This is a genomic window from Pseudomonas japonica, from assembly GCF_013522925.1.
Lineage (GTDB): Bacteria > Pseudomonadota > Gammaproteobacteria > Pseudomonadales > Pseudomonadaceae > Aquipseudomonas > Aquipseudomonas japonica_A.
In genome coordinates this window covers 122,665-136,432 of sequence record NZ_JAAMQU010000009.1, presented here as the reverse complement: position 1 = coordinate 136,432, position 13,768 = coordinate 122,665, and the positions used below count along the sequence as shown (strand labels likewise).

The 13,768-nt window shown below is 61.9% G+C and carries 11 protein-coding genes; 6 read left to right on the top strand and 5 right to left on the bottom strand.

From position 1 onward, the window contains the following. Positions 1 to 60: 60 nt before the first annotated feature. Positions 61 to 324: a DUF2790 domain-containing protein gene (locus G7016_RS15790; protein ID WP_181116033.1), complete on the bottom strand. Its 264-nt coding sequence runs from the start codon at positions 322 to 324 to the stop codon at positions 61 to 63. Positions 325 to 549: 225 nt separating this feature from the next. On the opposite strand from G7016_RS15790, the gene G7016_RS15785 reads away from it, so the two are divergent. Together G7016_RS15785 and G7016_RS15780 are read left to right on the top strand one after the other, a co-directional pair. After that, positions 550 to 1,236, top strand: a complete 687-nt coding sequence (locus G7016_RS15785) for a dihydrofolate reductase family protein (protein ID WP_181116031.1) — start codon at positions 550 to 552, stop codon at positions 1,234 to 1,236. A 149-nt stretch (positions 1,237 to 1,385) separates the two neighbouring features. Further along, a complete protein-coding gene (locus G7016_RS15780; RefSeq protein WP_219856298.1) occupies positions 1,386 to 3,779 on the top strand; it encodes a glucose/quinate/shikimate family membrane-bound PQQ-dependent dehydrogenase in 2,394 nt (797 codons plus the stop codon). Positions 3,780 to 3,845: 66 nt separating this feature from the next. Here G7016_RS15780 and G7016_RS15775 read toward each other — a convergent pair whose 3' ends face one another. Further along, positions 3,846 to 4,760, bottom strand: coding sequence for a LysR family transcriptional regulator (locus tag G7016_RS15775; protein WP_181116028.1), 915 nt, complete (start codon positions 4,758 to 4,760; stop codon positions 3,846 to 3,848). 115 nt (positions 4,761 to 4,875) lie between these two features. Here G7016_RS15775 and G7016_RS15770 point away from each other — a divergent pair, with 115 nt between their 5' ends. Beyond that, positions 4,876 to 5,319 carry a carboxymuconolactone decarboxylase family protein gene (locus tag G7016_RS15770; protein ID WP_181116025.1) on the top strand — a complete coding sequence of 148 codons (444 nt, stop codon included), beginning with the start codon at positions 4,876 to 4,878 and terminating at the stop codon, positions 5,317 to 5,319. 2 nt (positions 5,320 to 5,321) lie between these two features. Further along, the gene (locus G7016_RS15765) at positions 5,322 to 5,744 is read left to right on the top strand and encodes a cupin domain-containing protein (protein ID WP_181116022.1); all 423 of its coding nucleotides are present in this window, start codon (positions 5,322 to 5,324) and stop codon (positions 5,742 to 5,744) included. A 409-nt stretch (positions 5,745 to 6,153) separates the two neighbouring features. Here G7016_RS15765 and G7016_RS15760 read toward each other — a convergent pair whose 3' ends face one another. Next, complete coding sequence (locus G7016_RS15760) at positions 6,154 to 6,657, bottom strand: DUF1543 domain-containing protein (RefSeq protein WP_181116018.1); 504 nt, start codon at positions 6,655 to 6,657, stop codon at positions 6,154 to 6,156. A gap of 245 nt (positions 6,658 to 6,902) precedes the next feature. Continuing rightward, entirely contained in the window at positions 6,903 to 8,969 is a 2,067-nt protein-coding gene (locus G7016_RS15755) for a calcium-binding protein (RefSeq protein WP_181116014.1), read from the bottom strand. A gap of 257 nt (positions 8,970 to 9,226) precedes the next feature. On the opposite strand from G7016_RS15755, the gene G7016_RS15750 reads away from it, so the two are divergent. Beyond that, positions 9,227 to 10,273: a class I SAM-dependent methyltransferase gene (locus G7016_RS15750; RefSeq protein WP_181116008.1), complete on the top strand. Its 1,047-nt coding sequence runs from the start codon at positions 9,227 to 9,229 to the stop codon at positions 10,271 to 10,273. Here G7016_RS15750 and G7016_RS15745 read toward each other — a convergent pair whose 3' ends face one another. Continuing rightward, entirely contained in the window at positions 10,274 to 13,114 is a 2,841-nt protein-coding gene (locus tag G7016_RS15745) for an autotransporter family protein (RefSeq protein ID WP_181116003.1), read from the bottom strand. It lies immediately after the preceding gene. A 206-nt stretch (positions 13,115 to 13,320) separates the two neighbouring features. Here G7016_RS15745 and G7016_RS15740 point away from each other — a divergent pair, with 206 nt between their 5' ends. After that, positions 13,321 to 13,596 (top strand): DUF2790 domain-containing protein, encoded by a 276-nt coding sequence (locus G7016_RS15740; RefSeq protein ID WP_181115999.1) that lies wholly within the window; start codon positions 13,321 to 13,323, stop codon positions 13,594 to 13,596. Positions 13,597 to 13,768 lie beyond the last annotated feature (172 nt).

Genomic DNA, 13,768 nt, shown 5'->3' with positions numbered 1-13,768 from the left:
CGCAACGGTGTGTGCGCCTTTGGCGGGAACCCGCCGAGCCGCAGGGTGACGCGTCGCTGGTTATCCGTTGTCGCAACCATTGCCGGCCACTTCATATTCCAGGACGTGACGTTTGCCTTTGGAATCCAGGTACGTCATGTGTACCGGCGCAACACCACATACATTGGGTATCGGGTCTTCAGAAATTACCTTGGCAACGTCCAGATGAGTGGCATAGGTGTAGTGTTCGACGGGCGGTTGCCCCTGGGTGCGGGCAGCACCGTCCTGGGCCATGGCTGCGGTACTGAAGGCGACCAGTGCAAGCATTGTCAAAGGCATTTTCATAGCGGGTTCCTTACGAGCGTTCTATCGATGGGTTGGCCAGGTGGCAGAACGAACTCTAGGGGCGAGGGGAGTAAGGAAACAGGCGCGGATGTGGTAAAGAATGTTATGAATTCGAGCCACAATCGGCGCCCAATGCGGCGAATATGAATACTTGCCCCCTGTGCTGAACCATTTCGGCGCCGGCCCGGTCGGCTGTAGATCGTTTTCTCTTCGGAAGAGTCAGCTATGCAGCCCTACGTAATCTGTCACATGATGTCATCCCTCGACGGCCATGCCCTTACTGACGGCTGGGACCGCGAATTCAAGAAGTCCGCGAACGCGCTGTATGAAAACCTGGCGCAAACCTTCGCTTTCGATGCCTGGATCTGTGGGCGCGTAACCATGCAAGAAGTCGCTCATGACGAGGGCTACCCCAAGGGCATGGCCAAGGCGCCCATTGCGCGTACGCCTCACTTCGCCGACCGAACGGCCAAGACCTACGCCGTCTCCATCGACCCTGAAGGGAAGGTGGGCTGGAAAACCAACCAGGCGTTGGGTTCGCATGTGGTCGAGGTGCTCACTGAACGCGTTTCGGACGACTACCTGGCGTACCTTCAATCCATAGGCGTGTCATATGTGTTCGCTGGCGAAACCGAGATCGACCTCGCGCGGGTCGTGGACATTCTTGCCACGGAGCTGGGGCGCAAGCGGCTGATTATCGAGGGCGGGCCTCACGTCAGTGGTTCGTTCGTCAATGCCGGCCTGGTCGATGAAGTGAGCGTGGTCATCCTTCCGCTGGTGGATGGCCGTGGCGAGCATCCCGCTTCGTTCGAGATATCACCCAATGCCTGGAAGCAACCTATCCCCCTCGCGCTGGCGTCCGCGGAGGCGCAGGAGGGGGGCGCCGTATGGCTGCGTTATAAAAAAGCGTAAAGGCAAAACGGCGCGTGGAGTGTGCGATCTGAAGCCTTACGCAGCAGCGCCATAACTAACGCGAAGGCGGCTCGGCGTTTCCTTGGAACCAAGGCAAGGTGTAGTCAGTCACGTCATCAGGGCTATCTGAGAGAAGGCTGGTGAGCATAATGTCGAACGGATCAGGTTCAAGAAATGTCAGCGTTGTGATCGCCGCGTTGTTCGGGCTGGTACTGCTCATAGGGGGGGTATGGTTGGCAACCCTGGGTGGGTCGCTGTATTACCTCGTGGCCGGGGTGGTATTGCTGGTGATAGCCGGGATGCTGGGTCGCCGCTCCACTGCAGGCATCTGGCTGTACGCCCTGCTGATGATCGCGACGGTGATCTGGGGCCTGTGGGAAGCGGGGACTGACTTCTGGGCCCTGGTACCTCGCCTGGACATCCTCGGCGTGCTCGGCCTCTGGTTGCTGATACCTGCCGCTACCCGCGGCGTCGGGCCTGACGCAAAGCGCAGTCGTGGCGTTCTCGCCCTGACCCTGGCGTTTGCCATTGCGGTGCTGATCTACTCGATCTTCAACGACCCGCAGGAGATCAACGGTAGCCTGGCCGCCACCCAGCCTCCCAAGCCCCAGCCGGTGGCAGGCGTCAACGACGCTGACTGGCCTGCGTACGGCCGCACCCAGGCGGGAACGCGCTACTCGCCGCTGAGCCAGATCAACGACAGCAACGTCAAGGACCTGCAAGTTGCCTGGACCTTCCGCAGCGGCGAAGGCAAAACCGACAAGGATTCGGGGGAAACCACCAACGAACTGACGCCTATCAAGGTGGGCGACAACATGTTCATCTGCACCACTCACCAGATTCTGGTGGCCCTGGACCCGGCAACCGGCAAGGAAAAATGGCGCTTCGATCCCCAGCTGCAGTCCGAGCCTTCGTTCCAGCACCTGACCTGCCGTGGCGTCGCTTACTATGATCAGGCCAACACCACGGAATTCGCCGCCAGCCTGGCGAACGTGGCGCCTGCCCAGACCGCCTGCCCGCGCAAGGTTTTCCTGCCCGTCAACGACGGTCGCCTGTTCGCCATAAACGCCGATAATGGCCAGCGTTGCAGCGATTTCGCCGAGAACGGCGAGCTGGACCTCAAGCACATGCACCCTTACACCTATCCGGGTGGCCTGGAGCCGACCTCTCCGCCGGTAGTGACCGGCACCACCATCGTTATCGGCGGCTCGGTTACCGATAACCTCTCCGTGCATGAGCCGTCGGGTGCGCTGCGCGGTTACGACGTAAACACCGGTGCACTGCGCTGGATCTTCGATACCGGTGCCGAAGACCCGAACGCGATGCCTGGCGAAGGCCAGACCCTGGTCAACAACTCGCCCAACGCCTGGGCACCGCTGGCCTACGACGCGCAGTCGGACGTTGTGTACATCCCGACCGGTAACCCTACGCCGGATATCTGGGGCGGCAACCGCACCCCTGTGATGGAGCGCTACGCCAGCTCCATCGTGGCCCTCAACGCATCGACCGGTAAGCTGGCCTGGAGCTTCCAGACCACGCACCACGACCTGTGGGACATGGACGTACCTGCCCAGCCGACACTGGCCCAGGTGAAAACCAAAGCCGGCGAAGTGCCTGCCGTTTACGTGCCTACCAAGGCCGGTAACCTGTTCGTGCTCGACCGCCGCGACGGCAAGCCCATCGTGCCCGTGACTGAAATGCCGGTGCCGGCGGGGGAGGCCGCCCCGGGTGACCGCGTGAGCCCGACCCAACCGCGTTCGGCGCTTAACCTCACGCCCATCCAGACACTGGCAGACAAGGACATGTGGGGCGCCACCATGTTCGATCAGCTGATGTGCCGGGTGATCTTCAAGCGGCTTTCCTACAAGGGCCAGTACACGCCACCATCTGAACAAGGCACCCTGGTGTTCCCGGGTAACCTGGGCGTGTTCGAGTGGGGGGGCATTTCAGTCAACCCGGATCGCCAGGTGGCGCTGATGAACCCGATGGCGCTGCCGTTCGTGTCCAAGCTCATCCCGCGCGGCCCGAACAACCCCCTATGGCCCAAAGAGGGCTTGACCGGTGCGGGCACGGGTACCGAGCTGGGTATCCAGCCGCAATACGGCGTGCCTTATGGTGTTGAAATCAATGCATTCCTGTCGCCATTGGGCCTGCCGTGCAAGGAGCCAGCCTGGGGTTATGTGGCCGGTGTGAACATGGAGAACCATGAGGTGGTATGGCGCAAGCGTATTGGCACCATCCGCGACAGCCTCAAGGGCATCCAACTGCCTCCGTTGAAAATTGGCGTGCCCATGCTGGGTGGCCCCATTTCCACGGCGGGCAACGTGATGTTCATTGCGGGTACTCAGGACAACTACATCCGTGGTTACAACGTGACCAACGGGGACTTGCTGTGGCAGGCCCGCCTGCCCGCCGGTGGCCAGGCTACCCCCATGACCTACGAGGCCAACGGCAAGCAGTACCTGGTGATCATGGCAGGTGGCCACGGCTCCTTCGGGACCCAGATGGGCGACTACCTGATCGCGTATGCCTTGCCGAAGTGATTTGGCTCTGACATGAGCCGTAGTACGCAAACCCTCCTCGAACAGGAGGGTTTGCACTCAATGGCCCTACAAACGCCACAGCGGATCTGCCGCCATGGTCGCGCAGGCCCAATCGGTGAATGCGCGCACCCGCGCCGACAGCCGTCGCGCGCTGGGGTAAACCAGGCTCATGGGCATGCTTGCCAGGTGCCAGTCGGGCAGTAGCTGTACGAGCTTGCCAGCCGCCAGCAGGGGGGCTGCTTCACATAACGGTACCCCGACAAAACCCAAGCCTGCCTCCGCCGCCGCCAGGTACGCGCCGCCGCTGTTGAAGCGCATGGCAGGCGTTTGTTCAATGAGCACGCTGTTGTCCCCGCAGCTCAAGCGCACCGGGTTCTGCCGACCCGTCGCGGGAAACACGAAGGCCAGGTAACGGTGCGCGGCAAGGTCGGCCGGGGTGTGGATGGCGGGCTTTGCATCCAGATAAGCCGGCGCCGCACAAAGCACGAACCGCATCTTGCCGATGGCACGGCACACCAGATCCGGATCGGTCACTACCCCACCGCGAATCGCGCAGTCGATACCTTCCTGAACCAAGTCCACCACCCGCTCGCTGCAGCCGATGTCCAGTTGAATGTCCGGGTAGTCGGCAACGAATTCTGGAAGCGCCGGTATCACCAGAAAGCGCCCGACGGGGGAGGGCATGTCTACCCGCACTTTGCCCCGGGCCACGGTGCGAGTCAGCGACACGCTGGCTTCCAGCTCATCCATGTCCTCCAGCAATGCCCGGGCCCGCTCGAAGTAGGCGGCGCCATCAGTGGTAGGTGTCACGCGGCGCGTGGTGCGGTGCAGCAGTTTCACCCCAAGTTGCCGCTCCAGTGCCTGGATCTGCCCAGAGAGCGTGGTCTTGGCTGTAGCCATGGCATCGGCGGCTCGGGTAAAGCTGCCCAGTTCCACGATTCGGCAAAACGCACGCATCGCCTCAAGTCGGTCGAAAGCCATGATTGTCCGGTTACTCGTCTAATGTTTCCGGTTTCGGCTGGTTTATCCGGGCCAGGCGCAAGCCTACAGTAGGTTCATGCCCGGCATCCAGCCGGTAATTACTGAGGAAACCGTCATGACCGAAGCACGCGTGAACTATGCCCAAGTTGCTCCCCATGCGTTCAAGGCGCTGCTGGGGCTTGAGAAAGCCATGGGCGAATCGTCCTTGGAAAAGTCCATGCACGAACTGGTGAAGATCCGCGCCTCGCAGCTCAATAACTGTGCCTACTGCATCGATATGCACACGGCTGACGCGATCAAGCTGGGTGAAACGCCACGGCGCATTTTCGCGATCTCGGCGTGGCATGAAACACCGTTTTTCACGGAGCGCGAACGGGCTGCCTTGCTGTGGACCGAGACGCTGACCCTGCTGGCCGACCGTGGCGCCCCAGAGGCTGTTTACAATCATGTGGCCGCCCAGTTCAACGAGCGCGAACTGTCTGACCTCACCTTCGCCATCGCCACCATCAATGCCTGGAACCGCTTCGGTGTGGGCTTTGCCATGCAGCCGGGGGTGTGACCATGCGCGCCTCCATTGGATTGGCCGCATTGGCCCTCGCCCTGTGCAGCGGCTTGGCGAATGCCCACGGCGGCGGTGCCGGCGATGAAACGGTAACGCCCGTGGCCCAGGCGCAACTCCCCGCCACGGTGGGTTCTGATGCAAAAGCGCTGCGAGTGGCGTTCGCCCCGGGTGCTACGTCGCGGCCGCACAGGCACCCTGGGCCGGTGTTCGTGGTGGTGGTCAGCGGCGCGGTGGAGTCTTCCCTGGACGATGGGCCGGTGCACACCTACCAGGCCGGGGATGCCTGGTACGAGGCGCCGGGGCAGGAGCACCGCGTAACGCGCAACCCGAGCAAAACCGAGCCCGCGGTACTGGTGGCGTGGCTGTTATCGGACGGCAAGGCGCCGTTGGTGCAGCCACTGCCATTGCGTCCGCATCCGTAGGCCAAATACCCGCGTGGTCCGGTTTGTTATCCAGAGGCTGTACCGGCCCCGCTAATGTTGTACAAACCCGTCCATTAGTCGTATGTGCCCTCACAGACAGAACTTCGTAGCGGTTTTTGTCATCCACAGCATAAGCTTGGGAGGGAAACCTGATGTGTAACGGCAATCTGCTTCTTTGGAATGAACGGTGGAAACTGCTGGGCGGGAACGCCATTTGCCGCGCGTGTGGGTCTGTTCAGCAAGAAAAAGATCGGGCCCAGCCGTTCCTTCACGCCAGCACGTGCAGGCGCGCAGCCGATGGCGCTCAGCCCTGGGATGTGCTTGATAGCGCTATAGCTGAAGCGCAAGGCGGCATGCCAGGTCAATTTTCCGCACAGGGTACCCGACACACACTGGCCAAGCGCACCGGCTAGCTACCGGGCCCGATCACGATGTACTCGTTACGCTGCATCACCCCGTTATGCGGCGCCTCAGCCAAGTGCACATAGTGCCCGCCCACCTGGTTGATCGGCACGCAATCGTCCACGTCTATTACTGCATCGGTATGGGGCTGGTGCCAGTGCTTGAGCGCTTGCCGCTTGCCCTTTGCCTTCGCCTCTCGCGCGTTTTGCGCCACCACTAGTAAATAGTGGTGCGCTTCCCCGAACGCCTGGGCCTCGTAGCCGCCCAGGTTGATAAAATACAAACGCGGCGCTCCCGCTGCAGGCGCCAGCGGGCTGAGCTCCACTTTCCATTGCTCTATGCCATCCACCGCCATCCACGCGTCGATATGCAACCCTTTCGGGCTGCCAAACCATGCAGCTCGCAGCTGTGGGTAGGTCGCTTCCAGCGAGTCGCCTACGGCGCAGGCGATGTCGTGCACCTCGATACGAGCCCTCGGGTGTTTGCCTCCGAGCAGCACAATGTAAAGCATGGGTTGAATCCTTGACGCTTCCAAAAGCTGGAAGGTAAGGCAAACGCGCTCGACCAGCCATCGCATTGTGGAAAGCGCTTCCCACAGTCTGCACCGACCCCTGTGGGAGCAAGCGGAGCCGAAGGCGGAGCTCGCGAATAAGGGCGCGGCCCTGAGTCCGATAGCAGCCCTTCCCCGGGCTACACCTGCGGCGCCGATCTACAGATCGAGGCTCGCCGGTATACCCCGTGGGAAGGGCCGGGCTATCACGCCTGCAGGTGCGCCTGATCAGCTTCGGGCGCTACGCCTACCAGGGTCACTTCCGTCTGCGGAGCGAACACCACGTTGGTTTCATCGAGCTGCTCCAGCCAGTTGCCCGCCAGGCCGATCTGGAACTTGTGGCCTTGGGCGTCGGCTTCGTCATCCTTGAGGTAGGTACGGTCCAGCGCCTTGTTGTACACCAATTCCAGTGTGCCATCGGTCCCGTCGCCAAAACCGGTGTAGCCCAGGGCCGACACGTCGATCTTGTCGCTGTACGCAACAAAGCCGCTGATCAGGTCCACGAAGCTTTGGCTGTCGGTACGGTAGCTGTCATCGGTAGAGGTGTAGCGGAACACGTCGTCGTTTTCGTGATTGTCGGTCCGCAGGTTGATGTCCGCCCGGTCACCGCCATTCAATTGGTCGGCTCCCGCCCCGCCAATGATCACATCCGCCCCGGCGCCGCCGTTGATACGGTCATTGCCAGCGCCGCCCTGAATGATCTCCGACAGGGCCGAGCCATTTATAACATCGCGCCCGGCCGTGCCTTCGACGGTAGGCGGGGTAAACACCAGGTTGGTGCTGTTCAACTGGCCGACCAGGTCGCCGTCCAGCGTGAGCTGGAAGCGTTGCCCGGAGGCGTCGGCGTCGAAGCTTTTCAAGTAGGTGCGGGTGCCGTCAGCGCTGGCCTCCACGGCCAGGGTGCCGTTGTGCCCATCGCCTATGCCAGTGAAGCCCAGGCCGATCAGGTCGATGCGGTCATGGGTAACGTCAAAGTCCCGAATGCGGTCGCCGCCGTTCTGGCTGGCGGTGCGGTAGCTGTCACTGACGTCGGTGAAACGGAAAATGTCCGCGCCGGCGCCACCCTGCAGAACATCATTGCCGCCGTTGCCTTGCAGCACATCATCCCCGGCCAGGCCACGGATGACTTCGGCGGCGTCGGTGCCGCGAAGGATTTCGTCGCCGGTATAGCCCGTTACATGCAGCTTGCCGTCCGGGCTACCGAAGCCGGTATCCACGCTGCCATCGCCGTTCAGGCGAATAACCGTGAAGTCTCCATCGCTCGTGCCCGCGGCCAGGATTTTGCCGTCGGCCTGGACGGTGAGGGAAGTGGCGTAATCAGCCTCGAAGGTAAAGGTGCCATTGGCCCCGAAGGTGTTATCCACCGAGCCGTCGGCGTTGAGGCGAAGCAGGCTGGCCTGGCCGTCGTTGCCGCTTTGGCCCAGCACAAGGATTTTGCCGTCCGGTTGCACGGCCACCACCGCGTCCTCGCCGAAGTCCAGCGCGGGATCGAGATTGAGTACGCCGTTGTCGCCGAAAGCGGTATCCAGCTTACCGTCGGCCGCATAGCGTTGCAGCGCATACACGGGGTCACCAATGCCGGTGGCATTGTACGCGGCGCCCACTATCACGCTGCCGTCGGCCTGCAATGCGGTGGAGATGCCACCGTTGTAGTACTGGTCCTCGGCAATGCCCACCACCAGCACGCCGTTGTCGCCGAAGGTATCCACCAGGGTACCGTTGCTGCCGATCTTGCTCACGGTGGCTTGATCGAACCCCCGGGCACTGACTTGCAGCGTGCCGTCCGTGTTGGCACTGATGTCGATGTCCTTGAAGCCATGGGCGATATCCACCACGACCGCACCATTGGTGCCAAAGGTTTTGTCAGGGGTGCCGTCGCTGTTCAAGCGCTCCACCCGCACGCTGTTATCGAGGGAAATCGCCACAACCACTTTGCCATCGGCTTGTACGGTAGTGACCTCGTAGCGGGAGTCCGGCGCTACAGCCGCGGGCACGATGTCCACGCCGTCTTCGTGAAAGCGGGTGTCCAGGCTGCCGTCGGCGTTCAGGCGGATCACCGAGTGGTTCTGCTCGTAGCCGTAGCTTTCCTCTCCGGGCGCACCGGGGTAGCCCCACGCCAGGTAGTCGGTATAGCCGCCGACCAGTATCTTGCCGTCCGCCTGAACAGTAATGCTCTGGTTGTCATCGTACTGGCCGTTGAGGTCCACCTGAACGGTGCCTGGGCCGGTTCTCACGGTATGGGTATTCACCGAAGTGTCAGCAGTGGTCGCCATGGGGTTAATCCTTTAAATGTGTTGGATCCGTTACTTTAGAAGCGCATCGGATTTTTGCACGGGCGCCCATCCTTGGTGCGCTGGCGAGCCGACAAGCGGCATTTTGGGGCAGGGCAGGCAATGCATCCCATGGCAGGCTAGACTCCATTCGCTGCACATTCACCACACGCAGTACCGTGGTTTATCCGACCACCGCTAACAGTTTTCAGGTTCATATGCCCGTGCCGACGGTGGCCTTCTCAAGAGGAGGGTACGTAATGGACGAGGCAAAGCTGCATGAATTCATGGGCAAGGTGGTATCCGACATGGGCGCCGCCGCCATGTTGGCCAATGTGATCCTTGGAGACGAGCTGGGGCTGTACAAGGCCATGGCCGATAGCCAGCCCACTAGCCCCGAAGCGCTTTCCAACCTTACCGGCTGCAATGCCCGGCTGATCCGCGAATGGCTGAGCGCCAATGTGGCGTCGGGGTACGTGGAGCATAGCGACGGAATGTTTGTATTACCCGAAGCGCAGGCGCTGGCGCTCGCCATCGAGGATTCGCCCGTGTACGTGGCAGGCGGCATGCTGGTGGTGGCGTCGATGTTCCACGACAAGGACAAACTCGTGGCTGCCATGCGCGGTGATGGTGGGCTGCCCTGGGGCGATCACCACCCTTGCATGTTCAGCGGCACTGAACGGTTCTTCCGGCCTGGGTACAAGAATTACCTGGTACCTCAATGGCTGCCTGCGCTGGAGGGCGTGGTGGACAAGCTCAATGCCGGTGCGCAGGTAGCTGACATCGGCTGTGGGCACGGAGCCTCGACCATCGTCATGGCCCAGGCCTTTCCAGCGTCGAGTTTCATGGGCTTCGATTACCATGCCCCTTCTATTGCGACCGCCACGGCGCGGGCCGAAGAGAGCGGGGTTGGCGACCGAGTCCGTTTTGCCCAAGGCACTGCCGCAGGCTTTCCTGGCAATGACTTCGACCTGGTGTGTTACTTCGATTGCCTGCACGACATGGGCGACCCCATTGGCGCGGCGCGGCAGGCCTACCAGGCGTTGAAAGCCGACGGCACGGTGCTGCTCGTGGAGCCTTACGCCCATGACACGCTGGACGAAAACATTACGCCGGTAGGGCGTTTGTATTACGCGGCGTCCACGTTCATTTGCACGCCTAACTCGCTTTCGCAGGAGGTAGGGCTGGGCCTGGGCGCGCAAGCCGGGGAAGCCCGGTTGCGTGAAGTATTCCGCGCCGCCGGGTTCAGCCATTTCCGCCGGGCGGCGGAAACGCCGTTCAACCTTATTCTGGAGGCGCGCAAGTAGCTAGAACGGCATCACCACTTTCAGTGCGGTCACCTGGTCGCTGAAATCGCCGCGCTGCTGCGCCTCTTGACTCACCGACACCTCGTTGCCATTGCGCCAGCGCGCGACCAGCCCCAGGCTACCGGTGACTTCCCACGGGTTACTGCCTGAAGACGTGACCGTAAATCGTTCCCCCGGGGCAGCGGCGTAGGCTGCCGTGGTCGCCGATGGCTGGTCGAGCAGATCGTAGCCCACGCCCAGGCCTAGCCGCAGATGGGCCAATGGCGTGAGCGCATGCTCCATCGTCCCGTCCAGGCCGAGCACCAGTTGGTCGCTGTCACGCTCATCCACGCGAAGCAACAGTGGCTGCAGCGCGCCAGTGCCTCGCTCGCGATAGGCGCCCTCATGCACGTGGTTGTAGTCCAGCCGCAGTGATGGCCGGAACTGCGTGGCTTCGCTTATTGCCAAGGTTTGGCCCAGGCGTGCCCCAACAGTGGCGATCATCGCGTTGTAGTCGGCGCTGGCGGCGCCCGCAGTGCCCGCTATCGCAAAGTCGCGCTCGGTGCGCACGCGATTGTTGCCGGCACCGGCATACACGTGCAGGTCGGTGCGTTCATCCAGCGCATGGCTCCCGTAGGCCATGAATTGCCATAGGTCCAGGCTGCTGCCTTGGGCGCTTGCAACCTGCGCGGCCGCCTCACCCTGTGCATAGGCGAACGCAAAGCCTACGTGGTTGCCGTTGGCCAGCCGGGTGTCCGTGCCGATGACAGTGCCCTGCGCCTGTTCGCTCTGGCCACGGCTCACGCTGCTGAAATTGAACGGCTCAGCCCAGAAAGGCGCAAGGGTCTGGCCGCCGAGCGCACCGGGTGCGAAGCCGGCAAGCCGCTGGTCCACTAGCCGGTTGATCGATGCCAGGGCGCTCTGGCTGGCGCGCACGGCATGGTTACCTGCCGGCAGGCTGGCCGCCAGCGCAGCGGCGACTTCACGGTTGTCGGTTGCCGTGGCGAACAACGGCGTAAGCGGGCTGTTGCTGCCCTTGGCCAGTTGCGCGTCCACCACCGCTGCCGCCGCGATCGTATCGCCCAGGCCCGCAGCCTGCACAGCGGCTTGCACGCCGCGATTGGAGCGGGCAACGGGCAACAGGTCCACGGTATTGCCATCTTTCACCGCCGAGAAACCTAACAGCGCCGAGTTGCTGGTGACCGCGAACGTACCATTCGATACCAGCGTGCCGGCGCTCAGTACATCCTGCAGGCGGGACAGGCTCAAGGGTTGGCTGGCCTGCGCCACGTCTACCTCGATACGTGCCTGAGCGGGCAGGGTAGCGGTGCCGGTTACCGCCAGCTGGCCATAGTGCGTGGCGTCGAGCACTTCGGTGCGCAACACCCCATCTGCGGCCTGGCTGAAGTTTCCAACGATGGTGGCCGGCGCCGCGGCGTTATCCGCCGGGGCAGCCAGCACCAGGGTGCCTTGGTTTGTGAGCGAGCGTACCGCCATCACATCGTTAGCGATAAACCTGTAGCTGGCGCCCGGGTTCACGAAGAACGGCACGGTGGGGGCTTGGACCCGCCCATCGAACCGCGCATGGTTGCCAGCGATCTGAACCGAGCCTACCTGGGCAGCTTCGCTTATTTCCAGGGAGGTCTCGCTCCCGCTGAAGTCGGCGTAACGGCTGATGGTACCGCTGTTGATGAGCGTGCCGATCCTGGCGTCGTCGCTGATAAATAGCCCACCGGACAGGCCGGAAATCGTTCCGGTGTTGACCACCACGGGGGCCTGTGCAGAAAGGGTGGCACCGGTCGAGAAATCCCCTCCGCCGGTAATCGAACCGCTGTTATAGAGGCCGCCGCGGATATTGCCTGAAATGCCGAACGGCCGTGCTTGGCCCGATAAAATGCCGGTGTTGACCAGGCGGCCCTCGATATCGGCGCCGATTCCCGTGCCCGACGCGGCGGTAATGGTCCCGGTGTTGATCACGTCACCGCTGATATGGCTGTCGCGGATATACGCGAAGTCCCCGCCGTCGATCACCCCGGTATTGATGAAGTTGCCCTTGATGGTCACGTTGGTCAACGCGAAGGTACTGGTGACCTCACCGCTGTTGATGAAGTCCTGGCCGATCGTTGTGTTGTACACGCCTACGGCGGAACCGGCGAAGATCGTCCCGCTGTTATGAAACGAGCCGTCAACCGTGCTGTTACCGATGATCAGTCCATAGTAATAGCCGTTGATAGCGCCGCTGTTTTTGATGTTGCCCTTCACCCGGCTGCCGTCGATAACCAGAGCGGAATAGGCCGAGTCGTTCACTACTTCAATCGTGCCGGCGTTATTGATGTCTCCATTGACGGTACTGTTCTCGATCGTCACGGCGGGGAGGTCCACGCCGGGGCCACCCGACAACGACAGGCTGCCTGCATTGGCCAGGGCACCTACGGTGCTGTTCCGGATATGCACCGCCACTTCTGTACCGGTCACTTGGCCCGTGCGTGCGTTGAACACCGTGCCGACCAGGCGTGCATTGTTCACCAGCAAGCCGGTTTGGCCGGAGATTACTCCGCCGTTGAGGACCTGCCTGGCAGTGGTGCCTTCATTGACCATCACCGCCGGGCCGCTGGTCACGCTGAGCTCTCCGCCGGTTTGCACCTGCAGCTGTTCGCCATTATCGAGCACGCAGGCCGCTTGGCTCGTGCCCGCGAGCACTGTAGTACGGCTAGTGCAGGCATCTGCCAGCGCGCCCTCCATCGGCAGGCCAAGTGCTGCAAGCATCACTGCAAGGCTTAACCTGCACAGCGGTGGGTGGGGGTTGAGGCTGCCGGGTGACACGGCCGACTGCAAACGCTGGCCAGGGTAGAGGCGATCCATGAGAGTACCCTGAGCGAGAGGTGTAAGTTCTGGGTATAGCCAGCGTGTGCCGGAAGTCAACGCCGACAGACCACGCGGTACCTCAAAGGTACTATCGACTTCGATGATTTACGCCAGTGACGTGTTCAATTTCTCCAGGAACGGTTAGGCGCGGTTTACTGAACCCACAGCCAAACCACACCGTTATCACTTAGAGGAATTGAATCATGAAAAAGACTTTCGCCATCGCCGCCCTTGCCGCAGTCGTTACCACCGGTGCCTTCGCTCAGGACGGATCGGACCGTAGTGTCGCCGGTAACCTTCCCGTGGAGACTTACCAGTACGGGATGAAGCTGGATGTTCAGAAGGTGATCTCGGAAACCGACGTGAGCAACAAAAGCGGCGTTGTCCCTGTGACCATGGTGTACCAGGACAGCCACGGCCAAGTGCATAAAGTGCAGTTCCTGCAGCAGGGCGGTTACGACGATAACGCCAATGGGTAAACCCAAGCGCTCAGTGCGCCCCAAGCAGCATCCCCAAAGCCCCGACCCGTTCGGGGCTTTTGCTTTTCTAGGCAAACGTCAGCGCCTGGCAAGGCACCTATCTTGTACAAAACACCATTGGCGTATCGTCTCCTGATGTGCCATCAGGCTCGCCTTTTGTGGAATGTGGATC

Excerpts from the sequence above, each read along its gene's own strand:
- G7016_RS15770 (WP_181116025.1), top strand. The coding sequence starts at position 4,876 with ATGACCGAAGCACGCGTGAACTATGCCCAAGTTGCTCCCCATGCGTTC.
- G7016_RS15790 (WP_181116033.1), bottom strand. The coding sequence starts at position 324 with ATGAAAATGCCTTTGACAATGCTTGCACTGGTCGCCTTCAGTACCGCA.
- G7016_RS15775 (WP_181116028.1), bottom strand. The coding sequence starts at position 4,760 with ATGGCTTTCGACCGACTTGAGGCGATGCGTGCGTTTTGCCGAATCGTG.
- G7016_RS15740 (WP_181115999.1), top strand. The coding sequence starts at position 13,321 with ATGAAAAAGACTTTCGCCATCGCCGCCCTTGCCGCAGTCGTTACCACC.
- G7016_RS15745 (WP_181116003.1), bottom strand. The coding sequence starts at position 13,114 with ATGGATCGCCTCTACCCTGGCCAGCGTTTGCAGTCGGCCGTGTCACCC.
- G7016_RS15760 (WP_181116018.1), bottom strand. The coding sequence starts at position 6,657 with ATGCTTTACATTGTGCTGCTCGGAGGCAAACACCCGAGGGCTCGTATC.
- G7016_RS15750 (WP_181116008.1), top strand. The coding sequence starts at position 9,227 with ATGGACGAGGCAAAGCTGCATGAATTCATGGGCAAGGTGGTATCCGAC.
- G7016_RS15765 (WP_181116022.1), top strand. The coding sequence starts at position 5,322 with ATGCGCGCCTCCATTGGATTGGCCGCATTGGCCCTCGCCCTGTGCAGC.
- G7016_RS15755 (WP_181116014.1), bottom strand. The coding sequence starts at position 8,969 with ATGGCGACCACTGCTGACACTTCGGTGAATACCCATACCGTGAGAACC.
- G7016_RS15780 (WP_219856298.1), top strand. The coding sequence starts at position 1,386 with ATGTCGAACGGATCAGGTTCAAGAAATGTCAGCGTTGTGATCGCCGCG.
- G7016_RS15785 (WP_181116031.1), top strand. The coding sequence starts at position 550 with ATGCAGCCCTACGTAATCTGTCACATGATGTCATCCCTCGACGGCCAT.